Raw genomic sequence first — 23,043 nt, 5'->3', positions numbered from 1 at the left:
TGTAACTCTATCAGCAATTCCGTAACCGTTTAATTTACTTGTAGAAACCATATTAATGTCTCCGTTAAGATTCAAATAGAATTTATTATACATATTCCAATCTACATCTGCACGAATCGCAGTTGGCAAGTTTGTTTTTACTCCTTTTGAACTTGAAATTTTAGTATAATGTTCATTTAAGAAATCATATAAATCTGATGCCTCGTCGATCATCTCTTGCGTAATAACTCCGTTTGCATTATAAGTGTCAACTTTTGAGTTTTTATAATTGATAGATCCGATATCTGTTACCGATAAACCGAAACGTAATTTATATTTATTTAAATCTCTAAAATTATTGTCTGCTGGTTTTGCTTTGCTAACATCATATTTGTCGTAATCTGGTCTCCATTCGTAAACCAAACCAAAATCAAAACCAAATCCGCGTGATTTCGAATCAAATTCGTAATCATCATTTGCTTCCCAATCTTGACTACCTCCAACGGTAACTTGACCATTTGAAACTAAAGATCCTTCTTTCGGATCTGCTGCGTTTTCAACATAAGCAACTCTCACATCTTTTCCGTGAACATAACCATTTATACCTCCTTGAAGATATTTAGCAGTTAAACCTCCTTTTAAAAAGTGCTGATCTTTTTGAAATAAAACAGCTGCATACGAAATTCCAAGTTCGCCCCAAGAATGAGATGATGCGTTTGGATTTCCTAAATTGTAATTAAAGCTTTCAGACTGATCTAATCCGTCTTTTACCTGATCTACAAGGTAACCGTTAAGTTTGTTGATATTAGAAACAGATCTTGCTCTTGTAAAAACAGCCAAAGTATGTTTTGGTGCAATATTGAACATAAAAGATGGTCCCATGATATCAAAATTTGCCAATCCGTTGTTAGCATTTTTTGGAGATACTTTTGACTGGCTTTCGAAATCATATCCGTCTTTGTAAACATCAAATAATTTAACGCCATATAAGTCATTTTCTACAGCACCACTAATAGAAAACAGATTTATATCTGTCTTAAATCTTGAATCTGCAATAGAAGCCGGATTGAATAAAACGCTTTGCACTCCCGCATAGTTGTCATGAAAATAGCCTAAATAGGATTGTGCCTTTGCGCTAAAAGAAATAATTAAAAAAAATAAAATAGGTAATTGTTTTCTCATTAAAATTTAGTTTTAGTTGCGCGCAAAACTACAACAATTAAAACCTAAAAAGGTTAAGAAAACATTGAATTCATGTAACTTCTTTGATGAATTATGTAAGAAAAAAAGAGGCTTCAAAAGTATCTTTGAGAACAACCTAATATACAGACAATTATGAGCCCAAATATTGGAATTACCGCAAAGAATTTAAAAAAGAGCGCTACTATTTTAGCAACAATTTTATCAAATGAAATGACATTATATGTAAAAACTAGAAAATTTCACTGGAATATTTCAGGAAATAGCTTCATGGAACTGCATAAATTGTTTGAAGAACAGTACCGCGTTCTTGAGGCTAATATTGATGAAGTTGCAGAACGCATCAATCAATTGGGAGAAAAAACAATCGGGACAATGAAAGAGTTTATAGATAATTCTACTTTGAAAGAATCTCCTAAAGAATATGCTTCACAAAAAAATATGCTATCTGAACTTTTAGAAAACCATGAACAATTGGTAACCGAATTTAGAGGTTATATTCCTGTTTTTGAAAACGAAAATAATGATATAGGTTCTGCCGATTTTGTAACAGGATTACTGCAGGAGCACGAAAAAATGGCTTGGATTCTGAGAAGATATCAGGAATAAAAAAAGTGCAAAAATGAAAATTATGCAACAGTCAAAAAAATAAATGTAACAAAAGGCCGACTGAAGTTTTGCAATTTTACATTACATAAAACAATAAAAAAACACGATCATGAATACTACAGAAATAAAAGGAAACTGGAATGAGTTAAAAGGAAAATTGAAGCAAAAATATGCTGAATTAACAGATGACGATTTGATGTTTGCTGAAGGAAAAGAAGATGAAATGTACGGAAAACTTCAGCAAAAACTAGGAAAAACAAAAGAAGAATTTCATCAAATCCTGTCTGATTTGTAAATCCTTGCAACTCAATCAGGGAAATACCGTCTAGTAAAAAATATTAGGCGGTATTTTTTTGAAAAAATTATTTTAAAATCACATTTACTTGTAATTCTATATCATTTAAAAGCAAAAACACCAAATAAAATAAGTATCTTTAACCAAATTTCTATAAAATGAAACTATTTATAAAGTTCGACATTAACACTATTTGCTCTCTTTATTTAAAACAAAACCTAGAACAAAATAACATAAATTTTACAACTCTAGGCTTTGGTGAAATTGAGATTGAAGACAATCTAGATGCCGAAGCATTGGAGAATTTAAAAACAAATTTGGCTCCGTGTGGTTTTGAAGTAGTTGAAAATCAAAAAAGTGTATTAGTCCAAAAAATAAAAGATGCGATTATCGAACTTGTATTTATGGACGACAGCAATAATTACAAAAGTTCTGTGTTTTTGGCAGAAAAGCTAAACCACAGTTACGGCTATTTATCAAATGTTTTCTCAGAAGTAACTTATTCTTCTATTGAAAATTTTATTATTTTGCAGAAAATTGAAAGAGCAAAACAGCTAATCATTATCAACGAAATGAGTTTGACTGAAATTGCTTTTTTACTTAATTATTCGAGCGTTGCGCATTTGAGTACACAGTTTAAAAATACAACTGGAATTACTCCATCTGCTTTTCAGAGAATTATTAAGAAACGAAGAGAAAATTTAAAATAAAACCCAAATACCACATTCAAAATGCAAAAAAACGCATTACACATTTTATTGGCCGATGATGATGAAGATGACCGTCTTTTTTTTAAAGATGCGTTCGAAGAAATAAAAATACAGACAAATGTAAATTTTGTTCATGACGGAATGCAGTTGATGGATCATTTGATGAACCCAGACAATAAACTTCCAGATATTTTGTTTCTAGATTTGAACATGCCTAAGAAAACAGGTAAAGAATGTTTGATTGAAATCAAAAAAACGGACCACTTAAAAGATATAATTATTGCCATTTATTCTACTTCTTCTTCTGAAGAAGATATTGAAGATACTTTTATTCAAGGAGCTAATATTTACATCAAAAAGCCAAGCGATTTCAATACATTGAAAAAAATAATTAATGAAGTCGTAACTGTAAACTGGCACTATCATACCTCTGGGTTAAACCGTGATAATTTCTTGCTGCGACTAAAATAAGAGCATACCAATGAAATGGATACCAAATTTTAATTCTTCAAACTCTTTGAGAGTTATTTTTGTAATCGCAGTTTTCATTCTGTTATTTCTTTCTTCAATCGCTTACAAACATAATCAAGACTTGAACGAATCGAGTAAATTGGTTATGCATACTTACGAAATTAACATACAGCTCGAACGATTAATGTCGGCTATAAAAGATGCAGAAACGGGCCAGCGAGGATACATCATCACTCGCAATGCCCGTTTTTTAACTCCTTACATCTATTCGCGCGATAAGGTAAATACTTCCTTTATTACCTTAAAAAAACTAACTGCTGATAACAAACCGCAACAGGAAAATCTTCAGAAACTTTTTAAGCTCATAACACAGCGCTTTGTTTCTTTTGAAAATTGTTTAAAGTACAGCGATCCAAAAACATATGACAAAAGAAAGCTAGACAACCACATGTTTGGCGGAAGGATCTTGATGGAAAACATTCGTTTTAAGGTCGACGAAATGAACGATATTGAAAAAACGTATCTTAAAAAAAGGCTTAAAATTTACGATGCCGAAATTTCATTAAGTCCACTTTTTTCTATTTCGTTATTTTTGGTTGCCTTGTGTTTCATCTTATTATCTTACAGACAAATTAGCCGTGATTTTGAGCGTTTGAAAGTATTCAATAAAAAACTTTTAATCTCAAGCGGTTTGATTTCTGAATCTGAAAGTATTGGAAAATTCAGCACTTGGCAATGGGATTTAGATTCGGATAAAATAGATTTTTCAGACAATCAGTTTCGATTATTAGGCCTTGAGCCAAAATCTTTCGCTCCAAATAAAGCGACACTTTTAAAATATGTTCATCCAGACGATAAAGAATCTGTGGCAAAAGCCATAGACGGAATTTTAGACAAAAAACATCTTCCGTTTGTGTACTATAAAATCGTACGCCCAGATTTTGAAGTCCGTTATTTTAAAACAACAGGAAAACTAGTTACCGATCAACAAGGCAGTAAAATTTTGCTTGGAATTAACTTTGATATTACAGACGAACATCTTCTAAATATCGAATTGCAGGAACGAAATAAAGAATTAGAAAAAAGCAATAAAGAATTGGCTTCTTTCAATCACGTTGCGAGTCACGATTTGCAAGAACCGCTTCGAAAAATACAGACTTTTATTTCGAGAGTTTCGGATGCCGATAAAGAAAAAATGTCCGAAAGCGGTAAAAATTATATCACCAAAATTGAAAGTTCAGCAAAAAGAATGCGTGTTTTAATAGACGATCTTTTGCTGTTTTCTAGAACGAATACCACGAAAAAAGAATTCATTAAAGTAAACTTGAACGAACTTCTGAGCAACGCAGAATCTGAATTGGCAGAAATGATTGAAGAAAAGAAAGCTGTTATTAAGGTTTCTAAACTTCCTAAACTTTCTGTAATTCCTTATCAAGTCGAACAGCTGTTTATTAATTTAATTGGAAACTCTTTAAAATACAGTCAGCCTGATATTGAACCTGAAATTTCAATTTCTAGTGAAAAAGTGAATTCTTCCGATTATCCAGAAATTTTGGAACAATCTGTAAAGAAATTTCATAAAATCACTTTTACAGATAACGGAATGGGATTTGACCCGCAGTTTAAAGAAACTATTTTTATTCTTTTCCAGCGCCTTCATTCTAAAACAGATTATCCAGGAACCGGAATCGGATTGGCGATCTGCAAAAAAATTGTCGAAAACCATAAAGGACATATTACAGCCGATAGCACTTTGGGTAAAGGCTCAACATTTACGGTATTTCTTCCCGATTAAAGTTTTATTTTTATTCGAAAACCTTAAAAATTGTAAAAGAGATTGTTTCTCAACTTATTTGTAAGAAAAAAAATCTCGACATCATACCTAAAACAGAAAAAGAAATTATAGAAAAATCTATAATTTCTTTTTTTTTACACTAAACTCAAACTCCACAAACCATTGATTTTAAAAGGATAAACCCTTTAAAAAATTCTATAATGGGAATTATATAACGATTCATTTTTATGCTGTAAAGGAAAATCTTTCATTCGTTAGCATCTTTGTAATGTAATACTTCAGGAAGTAATAATGAAAGCAATACCCCACTTAAAGACTGTGTATTTTAAAGTCTTTTTCTTATTCGTATTAATTATATGCATCACGTCTTGCAGAAAGATTAATCCGATTGAAAATACTTTGAAAAATCAGGCTTTTGCAAAAAATGAAAGAGAAGAAACAGAAGTCTTTTTTTTTATTTCGGTGGCGAATGTTAGTAAATCTATTATTTCTAAAAGTCAAATTGCGCAACAAAAAAGTTCAGATGTTATTGTTCAGGAATTAAGCAAAAGAATCGAAGTTCAAGAAAATCAATTGCTTGAAGAAATAACAAAAATGGCCACATCAAAGCTCATTGTCATTACTGAAATAAATGCCATGCACAAACGAGACCTGTACAACCTCGTAGATGCTAGTAATAATGATTTTAACAGCATCTATTTAGATGCCATGACAGACGCGATATGCGACCAGATTGAGTTACTTGAAACTATTTCTAGAGAAACAAATGATAAACAAATTTTAGAACTGGTTCTTAGATTTTTACCAGAACAATACAAACTCTTACGAGAGGCTGAAAGAATAAAAAAACAAAATGAATAAACGCCTATTATCTTTTTATCTATCTATTAACTAAATTATCTACTATGAAATTACAAGCCAATTTTTTATGCGCCTTAACACTTTTTTTATCAGCTTCGTTTGGAATGCTGCACGCTCAGGACAATAATGTAAATACCGAATTTGGGGTAAAAGGAGGATTCAATATGTCGAACCTATACGGTAGTGGAGATGACGTCGATGACAACAATATTTTATACGGGTTTAATGCTGGGGTTTACGCCACGCTTCCTATCTCAGATTTCGTTGCCATCCAGCCAGAGATTTTGTTTACCACAAAAGGAGCAGAATTTGAATACAATAATGCTTTTGCAAGTGGGAGTACAAAATTTAAACTGAATTATATTGAAGTTCCATTACTAGTTAGGGTAAATGTAACTAAGAACTTTAATATTCACGCCGGTGGTTATGCATCGTACTTAGTAAGTTCAAAAATAACGGGAGACGGATCTTTCGATTTTGATCAAGAAATTGACAGAGATGATCTTGCAAAATTTGACGCAGGTATCGCTGCAGGTGTTGGAGTTGATTTTGACCCAATCAGTATTGGTGTTCGTTACAACTACGGTTTAACAACTGTTGGAAAAGAAAGAACTGTCGCAGGAACAACCTTTACGGTTCCAGACGCAAAAAATAGCAACTTGACATTATACCTTTCGTATAAGTTAAACTAAACGAAAAATTAATTATTAACCACTAAAATAAAAAACCATGTCAAATTTATTATATACAATCGCAGTGATTTTGGTGATACTTTGGGCTCTTGGGTTCTTTGTTTACAGTTTCGGAAGCATTATCCATATTCTATTGGTAATTGCCATTATTGCAGTATTGCTTCGACTTATTAAAGGTCGAGAAATTTAAAAATCACATTTTATTAAATCAACAAATTATTAAATATTAATCCATTAAAATTAATTTATTATGAAAACTAGTAGCACAATTTTAGGAATTTTAGGAGCCGCAGCGGCGGGAGCATTCATAGGTGTTTTATTTGCACCAGACAAAGGGTCAAACACAAGAAAAAAAATCAAAGATAAATCAAAAGATTACGGAGATAATCTTAAAACAAAATTTGACAACGTTGTAAACACAATTACTTCAAACGGTAAAGAAATTATCGAAGAAGGAAAATCTAAACTTAACCAAGTTAAAGAAGATTACAATACGCTGAAAGACGACGTTAAAACAGTAAAATCAAACTATTAATCTGCAGTATTAATTAGTGAAATTTTCAAACCATAAAACCCTATATCATGGAACCAAATGCAACAACAAACGAGGACTTAAATCTTTATGAAAAAGCTGAAAACTATGCTAAAACAAGTTTAGAATTATTAAAACTAAAAACGGTATGTTCAGTAGCTGATGGTGCTTCATCATTGGCTTCAAAGATAGCGATTGGTATTGTTGTTGCATTTTTCACTTTGTTCCTAAATATCGGGATCAGTTTATGGATTGGAAAAGAACTTGGAGAGTATTACTACGGCTTTTTTATCATGGCGCTATTTTATCTTATTGTAGTGATTGTGGTTGTAAAATCACATCATAAATTGATAAAAACTCCGATCGGAAATACTATCATTTCAAGTATTCTAAAAGAAACAAAAAAGTAGATTTAATTTATTAATAAACATAAAAAGACTATGGAGGCTATTTACAATATTGATCAGTTAAATCGAAAAATCGAGGAATTAGAAGTTCGCCAGGATACAGAATGGTGCGCCATAAAAGACCATATCGATGACATTAAGGAAAACCTAAAGCCAATAAACTTGATTCGAAACACGGTCGAAGAAATCAACGAAACAGTTGGTTTTAAAAGCCATATTGCACAATCTGCAATTAGTATCGGAATTGGTTATCTCGCAAAGAGATTCATTGTCGGAAAAGGCGATTCGATGTTTAAAGGTGTTTTGGGTTCTATCGTTCAACTTATCGTAACGAATCTGGTTTCGAAACCTCATCATGAATCTTCCGAAGATGAAGAAGAGTCATCACAATATGAACCGTCTAGAGAGTAATTTGTCAAACTTAATTTAAATTATTATGGAAAAGTTTAGCGAAATAATGATAAAAAATGGTGTATACGTTTACTCGAATCTATATAAATGTTTTGAATATACGAGAGTATTTCTAGGTGTCTAACTTCATCATACGTTTTTGGGGAAACGATTGATGAAACAAGACCGTCACTATATATTTTTACAAAAAAGCTCAATCTACTTTTGGGGAAGTAGGTTGGGCTTTTTTTCTTTGAGGTACAAAGGTTCAAAGGGGTAAAGTAACAAAGGTTTTCTTTCTTTGTCTTTATTTAAAACCAAAAAGCCGAACAAAATGTTCGGCTTTTTGGTTTTAACCATCTTTATCCACTACTCTTCTCTATAAGAATATATTGTTGTATCAGCTTCGCTTACCGTTTTTAGGACATAACCATCATCAGAAAACTCATAGCTTCTGTCTGGATATTTCGTTACTTGACCTTCGGTATTGGTATAAGTAGTTTCTGTTATTGGCAAAGAAATAAAAGGATCTAAACTTTTATCCTGCGTCACCATAAAAAGCTTACGTGTTTCATCATAAATAGAAACTTCAGTATCTCTAAAAGTCTCTTTAGAGTTGGTATAAACCGTCAGCAATTTATTCTTTTCGTAACTATGATATCTTATTAAATCATAATTTGTTTCTGTACTGTTTCCGGCAAAAATACCTGTAATTCTGCCGAATCCGTCGTATTCGTATTTTGTTATTGAAGTTACTTTTCCGTCAGCATTGGTAAAAACAGCTTTCATAATCAAATTATTAGTATACTGATAAGTTACTTTAGAGATTAAAACACCATTTTTATCAGCCGTTTCTCTACTTTCCAATTTCGATCCGTTGTAATTGTATTTGATGTCACGAACTACATCTGCCAAAGTATTTGGATCTTTATAACGAAAAACCATTGATCTAACCAACGTATCCGAATAGAAATATTCTCTGCTATATGCACTTACCACATTTGGCGAAGTAGCAACTTCTTTTATTAGCAGTTTCTTTATTTTTTTCTTATCTATTTCTGTAACCGTAAAACTATAGCTAACACTGCCTGAAGAAATTACAACAGATGCTGGAGCAGAAAGTGTTTTTTCTGTAATCTTACAAGTGTAAGTCGTTTCATTGATTTTAAAAGTATAAATTATCGCAGAACCACTGTATTCTGTATTGAGAATAGCGTATTGAAAAGTCGTATTCTCAAATATATTTGAAAAAGAAATAGTTTTGGTTAACGGATAAACAATAACAGAAATAGGCTTAACAGTTTCTGTACCCGAACCCGTTTCTGCACTTTTAGCCGAACCAGAAGACTTAGTCAGTTTTTCTCCGTAATACGCTTTGTACTTCGTCTGAGTAGGTTTCGTATCTGCATAAGTCGGAGTCTCTTCCGGTGGCGTTGGCGTATCGCTAGAACAAGAAGCAATACCTAAAGCTAAAACAAAAAGTAAAATTATTTTCTTCATACATTTTAAGATTAAACCTATTTATCATGTTAGGCTGGGGCATGTTTTGTACTTTAATTAAATATTTTCTTATAAAACGAATCGAAAATACATTTTTTTTTGAAATAATTAAGATTCTAAGACACTAAGTTGCTAAGGTTCTAAGTTTTTTCCTAAAGGCACTAACATACTAAGGCTCTGAGTTTTTCTTTGCGCTATTAACCTGAAGCTTCAATACTAAGTTTTTTCCATAAAAAAAGCCGAACATTTTGTTCGGCTTTTTTTATTTATAAGTTCCAAGAGAAAAACTCAGAACCTTAGCAACTTAGTATCTTAGCATCTAAGAAGTTTACGTTAGTAAACTTCTGAAGCTTCTTTCAATTTCTCCATATTGTTTACCAACTGAAGCTCGGCAACGATTTTCTGGATATCACCATTCATGATGTTTCCTAGATCGTAAAGTGTAAGACCAACTCTGTGATCTGTTACACGACCTTGAGCGTAGTTGTACGTACGGATTTTTGCCGAACGGTCTCCAGAACTTACCTGAGAACTACGTTTAGAAGCATCTTCTTCTTGTTTTTTCGCCAATTCCATTTCGTACAAACGAGAACGTAATACGATTAAGGCTTTGTCTTTATTTTTATGTTGCGATTTCTGATCCTGACATTGCGCCACCAATCCTGTTGGAATGTGCGTTAAACGTACAGCCGATTTCGTTGTATTTACTGATTGTCCTCCAGGTCCAGACGAACAGAAGAAATCTACACGAACTTCGTTCATATCGATCTGAACATCAAACTCCTCCGCTTCTGGTAAAACCATAACCGTAGCCGCCGATGTATGCACACGACCTTGAGTTTCAGTCTGCGGAACACGTTGTACACGGTGAACACCCGCTTCAAACTTCAAAGTTCCGTATACATCTTCTCCAGAAACCTCAAAAATAACCTCTTTGAAACCTCCCGAAGTACCTTCGTTCATATCTACAACAGAAGTTCTCCACCCCATGCTTTCGCAATATTTAGTATACATTCTGAATAAGTCACCTGCAAAGATACTCGCTTCATCTCCACCCGTTCCCGCGCGAATCTCCACCATAACGTTTTTAGCATCTTCAGGATCTTTCGGAATCAACATAAATTTGATTTCCTCCTCCAATTCTGGCAAACGCTCCTTAGCTTCATCCAACTGCATTTTGGCCATTTCCACCATTTCAGCATCACTACCGTCAGCAATAATTTCGTTAGCCTCATCGATATTTGCCAAAACTACAATGTATTCTTCTCTCTTTTCAACCAAAGCCTTAATACTTTTGTATTCTTGGTTCAGTTGCTTATAACGCTTTTGATCAGAGATAACATCCGGCTGAATAATCAAATCCGAAATCTCATCAAATCGCTGCTTTACATATTGAAGTCTATCTAACATTTTCTTTTTCCTTTATTTGGACTGCAAAATTACAAAATTTTTGTGGAAAATTCTAGAATTGATTTTTTGTGTTTTTTGAGGGGAAAATTTAGTGGAATTACGATTGTTTTTAGGAGCTGTTTCCTGTCCCGATAGCTATCGGGACTACTCTTTTTTTAGGCAGAAAGTCTTCGGTTTTAATTAAGAAGTTTTCGTTTGCCCAAAAAGGATGCCTCCCGAAGCTTCGGGACTATCAGGGCTAGATTTTTAGTATTTATAAAATCGTTTACGGTTTTCCGTAATGTATTTAGATTTTAAGTCATTAGTTTTGAAACTACTAACTAACAACCACAAACTTTACAAATGAAAAAACTGTTTATCTTATTCTTATTACTCTTTGCAGTAACGCAAAATTATTCTCAAGGAAAGAATTCTGAAACACGCAAGTTTATTGAGAATGCAGAAATTACTCAAATAAATAGAGATTGGAATATAAAAGCAGAATTTAAGTCTGGACTTTCTGACATAGTTTCTTTCTTTCCAATTGAAGTAATTGATTTGAAATCTAATAGAAAAGTAAAATCATTACAATTGGATATAACTCTAAAATATCACGCAAATAACAATAATTTCAAATCTTCATGGATTGATTTAAATGAAGTTGATGAATTTATAATCTTTCTAGAGCAATATGTCATTCCAAATCTGAAAGATAAAACAGAACAAAACCAATCAACTACATATGTTTTTAATTCAAAAGAAATAATGTTTAGTTTTAAAATTCAAAACTCTTCTCGAAGAATATCAATATATCTTAAAGATGATGGAGTTATAGATTATGAAAATTATTTCTGGACAGAAACGCAAGTAGGTAAAATTCCAGAATTGCTAAAGATGTTGAAGGAAATTAAATAATTGGACTTAAATAAAAATAAATGAAAGCAAAAAAAATTACTATTGGACTATTGCTACTAATTTTGGTAACTAGCTTTGTGTCTTGTGCTCCCAAACATTATGAATCGTATCAATCAGGCTTTTTTTCAGGTATTTGGCATGGAATGATCATTGTTTTTTCTTTAATTGGAAAACTATTTGGTTTTAATATTGGAATCTATGCTGAACATAATACTGGATTTACTTACTGGCTTGGATTTATTATTGGAATTGGGGCATTTGGAGGAGGAAGTTCTTCCGCAAGAAATTAAAATATTATACCCCTGTGTTTTATCAAATTTATTTTACAACCATATCTAAATCAGTATTTTAAAAAAATTATGTCAGTTATATTAGATGCAATAAAAGAAAATCTTAGACATATTAAGATTATTTTTGAACCAACAGAAAGTTCCTTTACAAAAGACACAAAAAAAACCGGTGATGCAAAAGAACTAAGCGTAAAGCAATTTATTGAAAGTTTCTTTCCTCAATCATTTCAAATACAAAAAGGCTTAATATATTCGATTGATGACAATTCACAAGAAATTGATTGTGTTTTACTTGCTCCAAATCATCCCAGACTTGTAACTCCCGTTAGAAATATTATTCTCGCTGAGGGCGTTCATGCAGCTATTGAAGTAAAACCTGATATCTCGACTTTAACAGAAAGTTCTGAATTTCATCGCGCTTTAAAACAGATAGCATCTGTTAAAAAATTGAAAAGAAATATACATTTGATGCCAACAGGGTATACTCCTACTGACCATAGTATTCCAAGTATTATTTTCAGTAATAAATCCCAATCATTAGAAAAAATATCTAATTATTTACTGCAACAAGTAAACAAAGGAATTTTTAAACCGACAGATTTACCAGACTTAATTTTCACCATCGATCATGGAATCATTTTTCATTCAGCATATGCATCAGAATGTTTGTTTAAAGATTACATAAATTCTCAAATTAAATTAGAGAAAAACAATATTTTCCTAGAAATTCCTGCTAACGAAATGAGTTTACCACTATTCATATATTTGTTGTATTGCTTCACACCACCTGAGCCTTTTTTATCAGAGCCAATGATAAAGAAATATTTGACTTCGATCAGTTTTCCCTCAATTATTATGAGGCAGTACTGAAAACCTTAACTTAAGGATTTTCAATCCGTGCCCCACGCTGGCGCGAGGGTGTCACTCGTGCAAGAAATCCAAATAAAATCAAAATTTGTATTATAATGGAAGAAAACAAAAAAAGAAAAATTGGCTCAAAATTTTCATAGATATCTTACTTGATTTTATTTTAAAATAGAAATAAAAAAAGCGCAAAAGTCTAAAAAACTCTTTGCGCTTTTTTATACCCAAAACTCACCTCCCAACCTTATAAACCTCATCCAACAATTCCATTTCATCCTCTGGCAATAACTGCAAAGCAATTTCAAGAAGAGTCATTACATTAGGCTCATTGTCTTTTGTGAAACTCGATAAACTTTTAGCTTCTGGATTAAGTAGAATAATACTTGCTTTTAGCAAATCTGAAACCATTAGATTTAATTCGTTATAAGAAGATACTTTTAGCGGTATCGTAAACGAATTGTTTTCTTTAGGCTCTGGTTTTAGTTTGGTAAAATATCTTCCTTTATTTATTAATTCTAACAATTCTTCGGCTCTTTCTTTATTTTGTATTTCCATGATTTTTAGTTGCTTTTTCAATGAAACAAAATTAGAAACACTAAATTATATTTACGTGATTGCAAACAATCGAGTGTATACAACCGATTTTTCATAATCAATTTTATAAATCAAAAATCCTACATGGAATATCTTATATTTGTTTTTAGTCAAATTACATTTTGACGAAATCGATAAAATTAGACATCACATTTAAACATGAGTAATAATAAAATAATTGCAAATCCAAGTTCTCTTCAAATTGGATTCAGCATATTTGGAATGCTATTTTTTTTATCAATAGGTTATTTGGTTTATAATCCCGAATTAGAACCCTATCAGAAAGCCGATTATCGAGCAATGTGGGTTATAATTTCACTCTTTTGCTTCTTCGCGCTAGGTTGTTTATACATGTTATTAAGTTCAAAAAAAGTAGAACTGACGGATGAATTTTTATCTGTTGAATATCCTTTGCTTTTTAAAACTAAAAAAGTCTCACTAGACGATATAAGAAAGGTTTCTGAAGGTAATTACCAAATAAATTCTTCACATGATTCTAGTAGAATTGAAGTCTACAAAGGCCGACAAATTACGATTGAATTTTTCGAGCTAAAGAAAATAACAATTACTTCGTTTGAAGTATCGAATTACGAAATACTAGCACAAAATTTAAAAAACGTCACGAAGTCCTATTTTAAATTACATACAGGAAATAAAAATATAAAAAGCTTCCAAGGATATGGATGGCTTATCTTTATCATTATTTTGACCGTTGGATTACTAATTTCATTAATTCAGAAAAATCTAGGAAACTAACATTTACAAAACATAAAATTAATGACCGAAACTATAACAATTAAAAATAAACCAAACTGGATAATAGCACTATTTTTTCCATTTGTTCTTTTAATTTTGTGTTTTATGATATTAATTATTCTGCCAATCTCTTCCGCAGAAAACACTTATGCATTATCAGCCTTAAATTACATTTTGTCCGTAATTCCTTTTTTAGGAGTCTTTATTCTCGTTTTATATATCTGGCTCTGGAATACTTTTGGAAAAGTGATTTTGGAAATTTCACCTCAAAAAATAAAAGTCATCAGTAAAAACAAACTTTTCGCCAAACCTAAAGAATACATAAATTCTGAAATTAAAAAAATCAGTATTTTAGATTTAGGAATCGAAAAAACAAAATTTTATACGCGCCTTAATTATCTATTTTCAAAATCTCATTTTTCCATTATTATTCAAAAAGATTCTCAAACAATACGAATCGTCGATTGGCTAACTATTGAATATGCAAACAGCATTCTTGAAAAAATCAATAAAATCATAAACTTAAAATAGTAGAAGTGATAGATTATAAAAGGAATTACACAGACAGCGAACTGACTGAGAGAATAAATCTACTTTGGTTAGAATTAGAAAAACAATGCACAGAACTCAATAGTTATGAATTTGAATATTATTGGGAAATGTGGGGTGTAATGTGGATGCCTTGGTTTATAATGATTGATCAAAACTCTTTAAATTTTTCTGCTAATGATATTTCAAGTGATGACTTAGAGATTCTAGTAAAACAAGGAAAACTCGAAATCATTAAAATTTACGAAACACATGAAATGCAAGACGAATTTGAGAGAATAAGATATAGAATAATAAAAAAACATAACTAACCCAAAACCAAAATGTCAAAATTCAACTTCAACAATAAACGATTTGCACTTATTCAGAATTCAGAAAGCGGACAAGTGAATACAGAAACTGTTTTTAATTACAAACAAGACAACAATCTCGTAACAGCCGATTATTTTGGCGGAACAATTAAATATGGAAAAATTATTGCCGAATTGAAAGACGATAAATTAAATATGCTGTATCAATGCTTAACAACAGACAACGAACTGAAAGCAGGAAAAGCATTAGCCCAAATTACGCTGACAGAAAACGGAAAAATAAAATTGTCTCTAGATTGGGAATGGCTCACTAACGGAAACGAAAAAGGAAAATCTGAGTATGTAGAAGTTTAACGAAAATCACGCGACAGCACATTCCATATTTTTTTCTTCCATAATCTGCATATCGATTATTTTTTGAGCGATCGTTCCTCTTTCGAACAGGCGAATGAATTTGAAAACGGCGCTAACAAAATATCCTGGATTAGAAACCAATCGCGCAATTTCGGTTATTCTTTGGTCACGTAATTGCGTGCAGGCTTCTCTTTCGTTTTCTGGAACGGCTACAAATTCGTTGGCAAATTTCCATGCGCCATTTCGTGCGGTTTCCATACTAAAATCGATAAAGAAAGTGTCTACTTTACCTGTAAATTTTAGGATCCACGTGAGTGTTGGCCAGATTTTGATTAAGCATTTTTCGACACCTCCTACCAAATTGCTGAGAATGAAATTTATTTGATCAAAATCATGCTTTAAATCTTCGATATCTTCTACCGTACTAACCTCAGCCGAAGCTATTCCTAAATCGAGATTGATGTGGGCGTTAATTCCGAGGAGTAAATGCTGCAAGACAATTGGCCAAAACTTTTCGGCTTGTTCAAAGGCAAATCCCCAGCATTCAGATGGTTTTTCTTTGGCTTGATATTGATAATAAGCCTTCAAATATCGATTGGCAAAAATGACGTCTAATTTTTCCATTCGCTCTCCATTCTGAAAAGCACCTGCAAGAATTCCTTCTTTCACTCTTACCGTAACTTCACGATATAGAATCGCAAATAAACCTAGATTGCTCTGCTCTATTTTTGATCTTTCTATTATTTCATCCAAAAATAGAATTACTTCATTTATATTTTCCGCTTGTTTCATACTCATTTCTAATTGGTTATATTTAAATTGAGAGAAACGAATATACTTATTTTAAGCTTTCGATTAACGTTGTTTTTTGGAATAAACGACTTTTTTATCTTACAAAAAAATGAAGAACTTGATGCAATCCTTGTAAATCCACAAAATAATTCAGCCTCTATCATATTGAAATCTTTTTCCTATTTTTGAGATTATAAAAAACAGATTATCAATATATTTACTAGAGTGTTTATAATTCATCAATCATCCCAAAAACAAGCAAAATATGATTAAAAATTCCATTTTATCCGTTTTAGTTATTTTGGCATTGGCTTTAAATTCCTGCAAACAGGAACCAAAAGAAACGCCCGCACCATTAATCGACGTAAAGACTTTCTTCAAAAATGGAGAAAAAAGCTCTTTCAGAATTTCGCCAGATGGAAATTATTTCAGCTATCGTGCCGATTATAAAGGAAAAACCAATGTTTTTGTTCAAAAAGTAAACGACACTAAAGCTGTTCGTGTAACTAATGATACGCTGCGAAGCATTTTCAGTTATTTCTGGAAAGGTGACCGAATTATATACGCGCAAGACGTTGGCGGAGACGAAAATTTTCAGCTTTTTTCGGTAAAAGCAGATGGAACCGACTTAAAAGCATTAACGCCTTTTCCGGGTGTTAGGAGTGACATTATAGATGATTTGCTTGATGTGCAAGGCAAAGAAAAAGAACTGATTGTACAAATTAACAAAAGGGTTAAAGAATATTTTGATCCGTATCTTTTGAACGTCGAAACTGGAACCTTGACATTACTTTACAACAATAAAGAAAATTTTGACGGATGGGTGACAGACAATAACGGTGCGATTCGTCTTGCTTCTAAAACTGACGGCGTAAACATTACTTGGAATTATCGAAATTCTGATAAAGAGCCTTTTACACCTTTTATTACCACAACTTTTAAAGATGTTTTTACGCCTTCTTCTTTCGACAAAGACAATAAAAACATTTATGCGCTGAGCAACATCGGCAAGGACAAAATAGGTTTGGTTGAATATGATCCTATTGGTAAAAAAAATGTAAAAGAATTATTTGCCGACAATAACTACGATTTGGACGCCATTAATTACGACCGAAAAAAGCAATCTTTGACTTCTGTAGTTTGGGAAGCTGAAAAACAGGAAGAGCATTTTTTTGATAAAGATTGGGAGGAAATCAAAAACAATCTGAAAAAACAAATTGAAGGTTACGAAACCCAAATTGTAAGCTACGACGATGCAAGAACGAAAGCTATAGTCTGGGCTGGTAACGATAGAACTCCAGGAAAATATTATTTATACGATTTTAAAACTACAAAAGTTAAAGAAGTCGCCAATCCGTTTCCTTGGATTGAAGAAAAACACATGAGTTACATGAAACCTATTACGTATAAATCGAGAGATGGTTTGGAAATTCATGGCTACTTAACGCTTCCGTTGGGAATTGATCCAAAAAATCTTCCCGTTATTATTAATCCTCACGGTGGGCCTTGGGCAAGAGATGGCTGGCAATATAATCCAGAGATTCAGTTTTTAGCAAATCGCGGTTATGCTGTTTTGCAAATGAATTATAGAGGAAGCACCGGTTATGGAAAGAAATTTTGGGAATCTAGTTTCAAACAATGGGGAAAAACCATGCAAGACGACGTTACCGATGGTGTTGAATGGTTGAAAAAAGAAGGCATCGCAGACCCAAATAGAATTGCTATTTATGGCGGAAGTTATGGCGGTTATGCAACGCTGGCTGGAATCACTTTTACTCCAGATTTATACGCAGCTGCAGTAGATTATGTGGGCGTGAGCAATTTGTTTACGTTTATGAACACGATTCCGCCTTATTGGAAGCCTTATCTTGATCAGTTTCACGAAATGGTGGGAGATCCTAAAAAAGACAGTTTGTTGTTGGCTTCTGCTTCGCCTGCTTTACATGCTGACAAGATTAAAACACCTTTGTTTATAGCACAAGGAGCAAATGACCCGAGAGTTAACAAAGCAGAAAGCGACCAAATGGTTGAAGCCTTAAAAAAACGCGGAGTGGTTGTAGAATACATGGTCAAAAATGACGAAGGCCACGGATTTCATAATCAGGATAATCGTTTTGATTTTTATGGCGCGATGGAAAAATTTCTAGATAAACATTTGAAACAGAAGAAATAAACACTATCAAAATTGAACTTCATTTAAAAAGCTGCGGAGAAACTTTTTTCCGTAGCTTTTTGTAAAATAAAAAGTTAGACGAAATATCTTATATTTGTTTTTATACAATCTTTTAATTGATTCTCTTTTCTTTAACTTGAAAATAATATCAGCTCTCATGGAAAACTTCGATTGGACTTCTTTCACCAAAAAAATAGCCGTTAAAGCTAAGCTTTCAGATATTTATGACGCTTGGACCAAAGCAAATGAGTTAGAAAAATGGTTTCTTGAAAAAGTATCTTTTTTTGGTGCGAATCAAGAATCTATAAGTAAAGACAAAAATGCTGAAAAAGATAATACCTATGATTGGCTTTGGTATTTGTATGATGATTCGATGTTAGGAAAAATAGTTTCTGCGAATGGAACAGACCAATTGCAATTTACTTTTGAAGGAAGCTGTCTTGTTGATATAAAACTAAGTCAGAAAGACGATTACACGATTGTAGAACTTCGCCATCATAATATTCCAACAGATGACTATTCGAAGCAATACATTAGACTAGGCTGTTCAAACGGCTGGCATTTTTATCTGACTAATCTTAAATCGGTTTACGAGGGCGGATTGGATTTGAGAAATAAGGATAGTAATTTGGATCCGATGATTAATAATTAGAATACTATTTAAAAATAACAACCAATAAAACCAAACCAATGAAATTACTAATTGCGACTTTACTTTTTATTTCTAGCGTCACATTATCTGCGCAATCGAATCAATTTGCAGGTAACTATTCTCGTTCACTTTCTGAAAAAGAAAAACACACCGTTGAATATAAACTGACTTTAAATCCAAACGGAACATTTGAATTTCATTCCTATTCGAAAATACAAGGTGGAAATCCAGCGGAAGACAATAAATACGGAAAAGGAAAATGGAGCGCAAAAGACAATCTGATTACTTTTTCGGCAAATAAAAAAGAAGATTTTGACTCAAAATATACTTTAGATTTTACTAATTCATCGGCTCGATTTGTAACCAAAAATCCGAGAGATAAAAGCGACAAAGTGGTTAAAACCAAACTTCAATTTTTAGAATCGGAAATTTTCTGGATGAAAGGAATTGATATATTTAAATCATAAATTAGGATGAAAAAAACATTCATTTTGATCTTTCTGTTTTTATCAATCGTAGCATTTTCACAAACCAAAAAAGAGTATCCAATCGATGCTTTAGAATCCAAATGTTTAAATAAAGAAAATCTTTCTAACGCAGACATGTGCAATTGCACCATACAAGCTCGCGAATCTTGGGACAAAGAATTGAACAAATATTACAATTTACTAAAAACAAAACTCCCAAAAGAAGCTTTTGAAACTTTAAAGGAATCTCAAAAACAATGGCTTGTTTATCGCGATAAAGAATATGCTTTTATTTCGAAATACTTTTACGAAGTGCAACAAGGCTCGATGTGGTATGCCGTTGCCGAAAACAGAAAGAAAGAAATTGTGAAATCGAGAGCGGTCGAACTGGAGGGATATTACAAAATGTTTGAATATTAAACTTTCATTTTAGAAAAACCTTTGCCTCTTTGTTCCTAACAACCTTTGCCCCTTTCTACAAAATTCCCTAATTTCGCCTATTAATCAAGAAAGGAGAAAATGAAGGTCTGTATTGCCGAGAAACCAAGTGTAGCACGTGAAATCGCATCTGTTTTGGGTGCCAATACCAAGCACGATGGCTATTACGAAGGTAACGGTTATGCTGTGACCTACACTTTTGGGCATTTATGTACCTTAAAAGAACCCAACGATTATAAACCGCACTGGAAAAGTTGGGATTTGAATAATTTGCCCATGCTTCCCGAAAAATTCGAAACTAAAGTCGTTCAGAATTCGGGAATTCAGAAACAGTTTAAAATCATTAAAAGTCTTTTTGAGAAAGCCGAAGTGGTTATAAACTGCGGGGATGCTGGACAAGAAGGAGAATTGATTCAGCGTTGGGTAATGAACGAAGCACATTACAAAGGCGAAATTCAGCGTTTATGGATTTCGTCACTTACTACCGAAGCTATTAAAGAAGGTTTTGAAAACTTAAAACCTTCAGCCAATTACGATAATTTATTTTACGCTGGATTTTCTAGAGCAATCGGAGATTGGCTTTTAGGAATGAATGCAACGCGTTTGTACACCGTAAAGCATGGCGGTTACAAACAAGTTTTGTCTATCGGACGCGTTCAGACGCCAACTTTAGCAATGGTTGTAGAGCGTTTTAGAGAAATCGAAAACTTTAAACCTCAACCGTATTGGGAACTACAGACTTTATATAGAGAAACACTTTTCAGTTATGAAGAAGGTCGTTTTCTAAACAAAGAAGATGGAGAAAGTATCGCCGCAAAGGTTAAAGAAAGTGATTTCGAAATTGTTTCTGTTGAAAAAAAGAACGGGAACGAATACGCTCCAAAACTTTTTGATTTGACTGGTTTACAAGTTTATTGCAATCAAAAATTTGGTTTTTCTGCGGAAGAAACGCTTAAGATTGCGCAGACTTTGTACGAGCAGAAAGTAATCACCTATCCCAGAGTTGATACGACTTTCTTACCTGGAGATATTTATCCAAAAGTGCCTGGGATTCTCCAGAAATTAACTAATTATGCCGAATTAACTCAGCCTATTTTAGAGAAAAAAATCAAGAAATCTCCAAAGGTTTTCAATGATAAAAAAGTAACCGATCACCACGCGATTATTCCAACTGGAGTTCAAAATAATCTGCCTCATAATCAACAGCAGGTTTACGATATTATTACGAGACGTTTTATTGCTGTTTTTTATGATGATTGTTTGGTTGCAAATACCACAGTTATCGGAAAGGCCGCTGATGTGACTTTTAAAGCAACAGGAAAAGAAATCTTGAAGAAAGGTTTCCGCGTTGTTTTTGAAGATCCGAATGCGAAAGAAAAAGAACCTGATTTACTGCCGAGTTTTGTTGTGGGTGAAAAAGGTCCGCACGAACCTTCATTTCTTCAAAAAGAAACCAAACCGCCCAATCAGTTTACCGAAGCGACTTTATTGCGTGCAATGGAAACCGCTGGAAAACAGGTTGATGACGAAGATTTACGTGAATTGATGAAAGAAAACGGAATCGGTCGTCCGTCAACGCGTGCGAATATTATCGAAACGCTTTTCAAACGCCAATATATTGTTCGAAATAAAAAACAGGTTTTGCCAACTTTAACTGGTATTCAGCTGATTGATACGATTCAGAATGAATTAGTAAAATCGGCCGAACTTACAGGAACTTGGGAAAAGCAATTAAAAGATATCGAAAAAGGAACTTTTACCGCAGCTGCATTCATCAGAAATATGAAACGCATGGTTGAAGCTTTGGTTTATGAAGTTCGTAGCGAAACCAAACATGCTAATATTTCGCATGCCGCAACGATTCAGAAACCTGTTGTAAAAGCAGAAAAAGAGAAAAAGAAAGCTGCCGGAATTTCAGCAGAAACTTGTCCGAAATGTCAAAAAGGAAATCTGATTAAAGGAAAATCTGCTTTTGGATGCAGTGAATACAAATCAGGTTGCGATTTTGTTTTGCCTTTTGTTTTTCATGATAAAAAAATCACGGAAAGTCAATATTTACGATTGGTTCAAAAAGGTTCAACGGTAAATATAAAAGGTTTTAAAACCGAATCTGGAAGTGTTGAGGGTTTAATTCGTTTTGAAGAAAATTACAAATTGAAACTCGAACCAAAGAAAACAGATAAAAAAGCCGAACCAAAAGAAAGTTCAGACGCATTGGTTTGTCCTAAATGTAAAAAAGGAACGATCTTAAAAGGTAAAACCGCTTATGGCTGCGCCGAATATAAATCGGGCTGTGATTTTAAAGTGACTTTTGATGAAGTCCGCGAAAAACTAAAAGATCAAAAACCAACAAAAGAATTGGTTTATTCGATTTTGAGCGCAAGCGTATAGTTTTTTTAGCCACGAATTTCACGAATTTTTATTGCTAATCATTATGTTAATTTGTCTCGAATTTTACGAATAAATTCGAAAAAAATAATTCGTGAATTCGTGGCGGAAAAAATTTTCATACTTTAGTACTTCATTACAAACCCAAAATCTCATCAATATGTTTCAGAAAATTACCCTTATCGCACTTATCATAGCTTTTGTTTCTTGCCAGAAAAAAGAAACTGTTGAAAAAGACAAAATCAAAAAAGCAGATTGGTTAATTGGAAACTGGGAAAACAAAACTCCAGAAGGCGTTTTATCTGAGAATTGGCAAAAACTGAACGACAGTACTTTCAGCGCTTCATCTTACTTTGTAAAAGGAAAAGACACGCTTCATTTTGAAACTATTATTCTAGCGCAATTGGGCGAAACATTGACTTACAAAGCAACTGTAAAAGGACAGAACGATGATAAACCAGTCTTCTTCCCTTCTACTTCAGAAACAGATAAACAATTGGTTTTTGAAAATGCAAAACACGATTATCCTCAAAAAATCTCTTATACAAAAGGTGCAAATAATACTTTGACAGCAGAAATTTCTGGGAATATAAACGGAAAACCGAGTTCTGAGAAGTTTGTAATGGAGAAGAAGTAAAATGAGGAATTTACTTCTAATCTTTATAGTTTG

At 32.8% G+C, this 23,043-nt stretch carries 29 protein-coding genes; 24 read left to right on the top strand and 5 right to left on the bottom strand.

Annotation, left to right across the window (positions count from 1 at the left end; translation table 11 throughout):
• The coding region (locus tag ACE01P_RS14700) for a DUF5723 family protein (RefSeq protein ID WP_379699112.1) at window positions 1–1,161 on the bottom strand (1,161 nt) is incomplete at its 3' end.
• 153 nt (window positions 1,162–1,314) lie between these two features.
• On the opposite strand from ACE01P_RS14700, the gene ACE01P_RS14695 reads away from it, so the two are divergent.
• The 11 genes from ACE01P_RS14695 (at window position 1,315) to ACE01P_RS14645 (ending at window position 7,962) form a co-directional block, all read left to right on the top strand.
• Window positions 1,315–1,788, top strand: a complete 474-nt coding sequence (locus ACE01P_RS14695; RefSeq protein WP_379699110.1) for a Dps family protein — start codon at window positions 1,315–1,317, stop codon at window positions 1,786–1,788.
• A gap of 109 nt (window positions 1,789–1,897) precedes the next feature.
• On the top strand, window positions 1,898–2,083 hold the full coding sequence (locus ACE01P_RS14690) for a CsbD family protein (protein ID WP_071636919.1): 186 nt from the start codon (window positions 1,898–1,900) through the stop codon (window positions 2,081–2,083).
• 158 nt (window positions 2,084–2,241) lie between these two features.
• On the top strand, window positions 2,242–2,793 hold the full coding sequence (locus ACE01P_RS14685) for a helix-turn-helix domain-containing protein (protein WP_379699108.1): 552 nt from the start codon (window positions 2,242–2,244) through the stop codon (window positions 2,791–2,793).
• 21 nt (window positions 2,794–2,814) lie between these two features.
• On the top strand, window positions 2,815–3,264 hold the full coding sequence (locus tag ACE01P_RS14680; RefSeq protein WP_125719171.1) for a response regulator: 450 nt from the start codon (window positions 2,815–2,817) through the stop codon (window positions 3,262–3,264).
• Between the two features lie 10 nt (window positions 3,265–3,274).
• Window positions 3,275–5,059: a CHASE3 domain-containing protein gene (locus ACE01P_RS14675; protein ID WP_379699106.1), complete on the top strand. Its 1,785-nt coding sequence runs from the start codon at window positions 3,275–3,277 to the stop codon at window positions 5,057–5,059.
• A 291-nt stretch (window positions 5,060–5,350) separates the two neighbouring features.
• Complete coding sequence (locus ACE01P_RS14670) at window positions 5,351–5,920, top strand: DUF4142 domain-containing protein (RefSeq protein WP_379699104.1); 570 nt, start codon at window positions 5,351–5,353, stop codon at window positions 5,918–5,920.
• 44 nt (window positions 5,921–5,964) lie between these two features.
• Window positions 5,965–6,612, top strand: coding sequence for a porin family protein (locus ACE01P_RS14665; RefSeq protein WP_379699102.1), 648 nt, complete (start codon window positions 5,965–5,967; stop codon window positions 6,610–6,612).
• A gap of 37 nt (window positions 6,613–6,649) precedes the next feature.
• Entirely contained in the window at window positions 6,650–6,802 is a 153-nt protein-coding gene (locus ACE01P_RS14660; protein WP_109192514.1) for a lmo0937 family membrane protein, read from the top strand.
• A gap of 60 nt (window positions 6,803–6,862) precedes the next feature.
• A complete protein-coding gene (locus ACE01P_RS14655) occupies window positions 6,863–7,147 on the top strand; it encodes a YtxH domain-containing protein (protein ID WP_379699100.1) in 285 nt (94 codons plus the stop codon).
• A gap of 47 nt (window positions 7,148–7,194) precedes the next feature.
• Entirely contained in the window at window positions 7,195–7,554 is a 360-nt protein-coding gene (locus tag ACE01P_RS14650; RefSeq protein ID WP_286967504.1) for a hypothetical protein, read from the top strand.
• A gap of 30 nt (window positions 7,555–7,584) precedes the next feature.
• Window positions 7,585–7,962 carry a hypothetical protein gene (locus ACE01P_RS14645; RefSeq protein ID WP_379699098.1) on the top strand — a complete coding sequence of 126 codons (378 nt, stop codon included), beginning with the start codon at window positions 7,585–7,587 and terminating at the stop codon, window positions 7,960–7,962.
• Window positions 7,963–8,310: 348 nt separating this feature from the next.
• Here ACE01P_RS14645 and ACE01P_RS14640 read toward each other — a convergent pair whose 3' ends face one another.
• Window positions 8,311–9,441 (bottom strand): hypothetical protein, encoded by a 1,131-nt coding sequence (locus tag ACE01P_RS14640; protein WP_379699096.1) that lies wholly within the window; start codon window positions 9,439–9,441, stop codon window positions 8,311–8,313.
• A 333-nt stretch (window positions 9,442–9,774) separates the two neighbouring features.
• Window positions 9,775–10,851 (bottom strand): peptide chain release factor 1, encoded by a 1,077-nt coding sequence (gene prfA / locus ACE01P_RS14635; RefSeq protein WP_379699094.1) that lies wholly within the window; start codon window positions 10,849–10,851, stop codon window positions 9,775–9,777.
• A 342-nt stretch (window positions 10,852–11,193) separates the two neighbouring features.
• Here prfA and ACE01P_RS14630 point away from each other — a divergent pair, with 342 nt between their 5' ends.
• The 3 genes from ACE01P_RS14630 to ACE01P_RS14620 all read left to right on the top strand — a co-directional run bounded on the left by ACE01P_RS14630 (window position 11,194) and on the right by ACE01P_RS14620 (window position 12,905).
• Window positions 11,194–11,745, top strand: a complete 552-nt coding sequence (locus tag ACE01P_RS14630) for a hypothetical protein (protein WP_379699092.1) — start codon at window positions 11,194–11,196, stop codon at window positions 11,743–11,745.
• Window positions 11,746–11,765: 20 nt separating this feature from the next.
• Entirely contained in the window at window positions 11,766–12,035 is a 270-nt protein-coding gene (locus tag ACE01P_RS14625) for a hypothetical protein (RefSeq protein WP_379699090.1), read from the top strand.
• A 69-nt stretch (window positions 12,036–12,104) separates the two neighbouring features.
• Window positions 12,105–12,905 (top strand): DUF6602 domain-containing protein, encoded by an 801-nt coding sequence (locus ACE01P_RS14620; RefSeq protein WP_379699088.1) that lies wholly within the window; start codon window positions 12,105–12,107, stop codon window positions 12,903–12,905.
• Between the two features lie 225 nt (window positions 12,906–13,130).
• On the opposite strand, the gene ACE01P_RS14615 is transcribed toward ACE01P_RS14620, so the two are convergent.
• Window positions 13,131–13,454: a hypothetical protein gene (locus ACE01P_RS14615; RefSeq protein ID WP_379699086.1), complete on the bottom strand. Its 324-nt coding sequence runs from the start codon at window positions 13,452–13,454 to the stop codon at window positions 13,131–13,133.
• A 198-nt stretch (window positions 13,455–13,652) separates the two neighbouring features.
• On the opposite strand from ACE01P_RS14615, the gene ACE01P_RS14610 reads away from it, so the two are divergent.
• The 4 genes from ACE01P_RS14610 (at window position 13,653) to ACE01P_RS14595 (ending at window position 15,463) form a co-directional block, all read left to right on the top strand.
• Window positions 13,653–14,249, top strand: a complete 597-nt coding sequence (locus ACE01P_RS14610; RefSeq protein ID WP_379699084.1) for a hypothetical protein — start codon at window positions 13,653–13,655, stop codon at window positions 14,247–14,249.
• Between the two features lie 105 nt (window positions 14,250–14,354).
• Entirely contained in the window at window positions 14,355–14,780 is a 426-nt protein-coding gene (locus ACE01P_RS14605; protein ID WP_379699082.1) for a hypothetical protein, read from the top strand.
• A gap of 5 nt (window positions 14,781–14,785) precedes the next feature.
• Window positions 14,786–15,109, top strand: a complete 324-nt coding sequence (locus ACE01P_RS14600) for a hypothetical protein (protein ID WP_379699080.1) — start codon at window positions 14,786–14,788, stop codon at window positions 15,107–15,109.
• 12 nt (window positions 15,110–15,121) lie between these two features.
• The gene (locus ACE01P_RS14595; RefSeq protein ID WP_379699078.1) at window positions 15,122–15,463 is read left to right on the top strand and encodes a hypothetical protein; all 342 of its coding nucleotides are present in this window, start codon (window positions 15,122–15,124) and stop codon (window positions 15,461–15,463) included.
• A gap of 6 nt (window positions 15,464–15,469) precedes the next feature.
• Here ACE01P_RS14595 and ACE01P_RS14590 read toward each other — a convergent pair whose 3' ends face one another.
• A complete protein-coding gene (locus tag ACE01P_RS14590; RefSeq protein ID WP_379699076.1) occupies window positions 15,470–16,255 on the bottom strand; it encodes a DUF5995 family protein in 786 nt (261 codons plus the stop codon).
• Between the two features lie 265 nt (window positions 16,256–16,520).
• Between ACE01P_RS14590 and ACE01P_RS14585 the strand changes: the two genes are divergently transcribed.
• From ACE01P_RS14585 to ACE01P_RS14560, 6 genes are all read left to right on the top strand, one after another.
• Window positions 16,521–18,428 (top strand): S9 family peptidase, encoded by a 1,908-nt coding sequence (locus tag ACE01P_RS14585; RefSeq protein WP_379699074.1) that lies wholly within the window; start codon window positions 16,521–16,523, stop codon window positions 18,426–18,428.
• A 157-nt stretch (window positions 18,429–18,585) separates the two neighbouring features.
• On the top strand, window positions 18,586–19,080 hold the full coding sequence (locus ACE01P_RS14580) for an SRPBCC domain-containing protein (protein WP_379699072.1): 495 nt from the start codon (window positions 18,586–18,588) through the stop codon (window positions 19,078–19,080).
• Between the two features lie 38 nt (window positions 19,081–19,118).
• The gene (locus tag ACE01P_RS14575; RefSeq protein ID WP_379699070.1) at window positions 19,119–19,547 is read left to right on the top strand and encodes a hypothetical protein; all 429 of its coding nucleotides are present in this window, start codon (window positions 19,119–19,121) and stop codon (window positions 19,545–19,547) included.
• Between the two features lie 6 nt (window positions 19,548–19,553).
• A complete protein-coding gene (locus ACE01P_RS14570) occupies window positions 19,554–19,967 on the top strand; it encodes a lysozyme inhibitor LprI family protein (RefSeq protein ID WP_379699068.1) in 414 nt (137 codons plus the stop codon).
• Window positions 19,968–20,066: 99 nt separating this feature from the next.
• The gene (locus ACE01P_RS14565; protein ID WP_379699066.1) at window positions 20,067–22,376 is read left to right on the top strand and encodes a DNA topoisomerase 3; all 2,310 of its coding nucleotides are present in this window, start codon (window positions 20,067–20,069) and stop codon (window positions 22,374–22,376) included.
• A gap of 157 nt (window positions 22,377–22,533) precedes the next feature.
• Window positions 22,534–23,010 (top strand): DUF6265 family protein, encoded by a 477-nt coding sequence (locus tag ACE01P_RS14560; protein ID WP_379699064.1) that lies wholly within the window; start codon window positions 22,534–22,536, stop codon window positions 23,008–23,010.
• The last annotated feature ends 33 nt before the right edge of the window (window positions 23,011–23,043 follow it).

The sequence above is a fragment of the Flavobacterium sp. HJSW_4 genome (assembly GCF_042436695.1).
Taxonomy (GTDB): Bacteria; Bacteroidota; Bacteroidia; order Flavobacteriales; family Flavobacteriaceae; genus Flavobacterium.
Note: the sequence above shows the minus strand (reverse complement) of the source record. Positions and strands in the feature narration are given on the sequence as shown.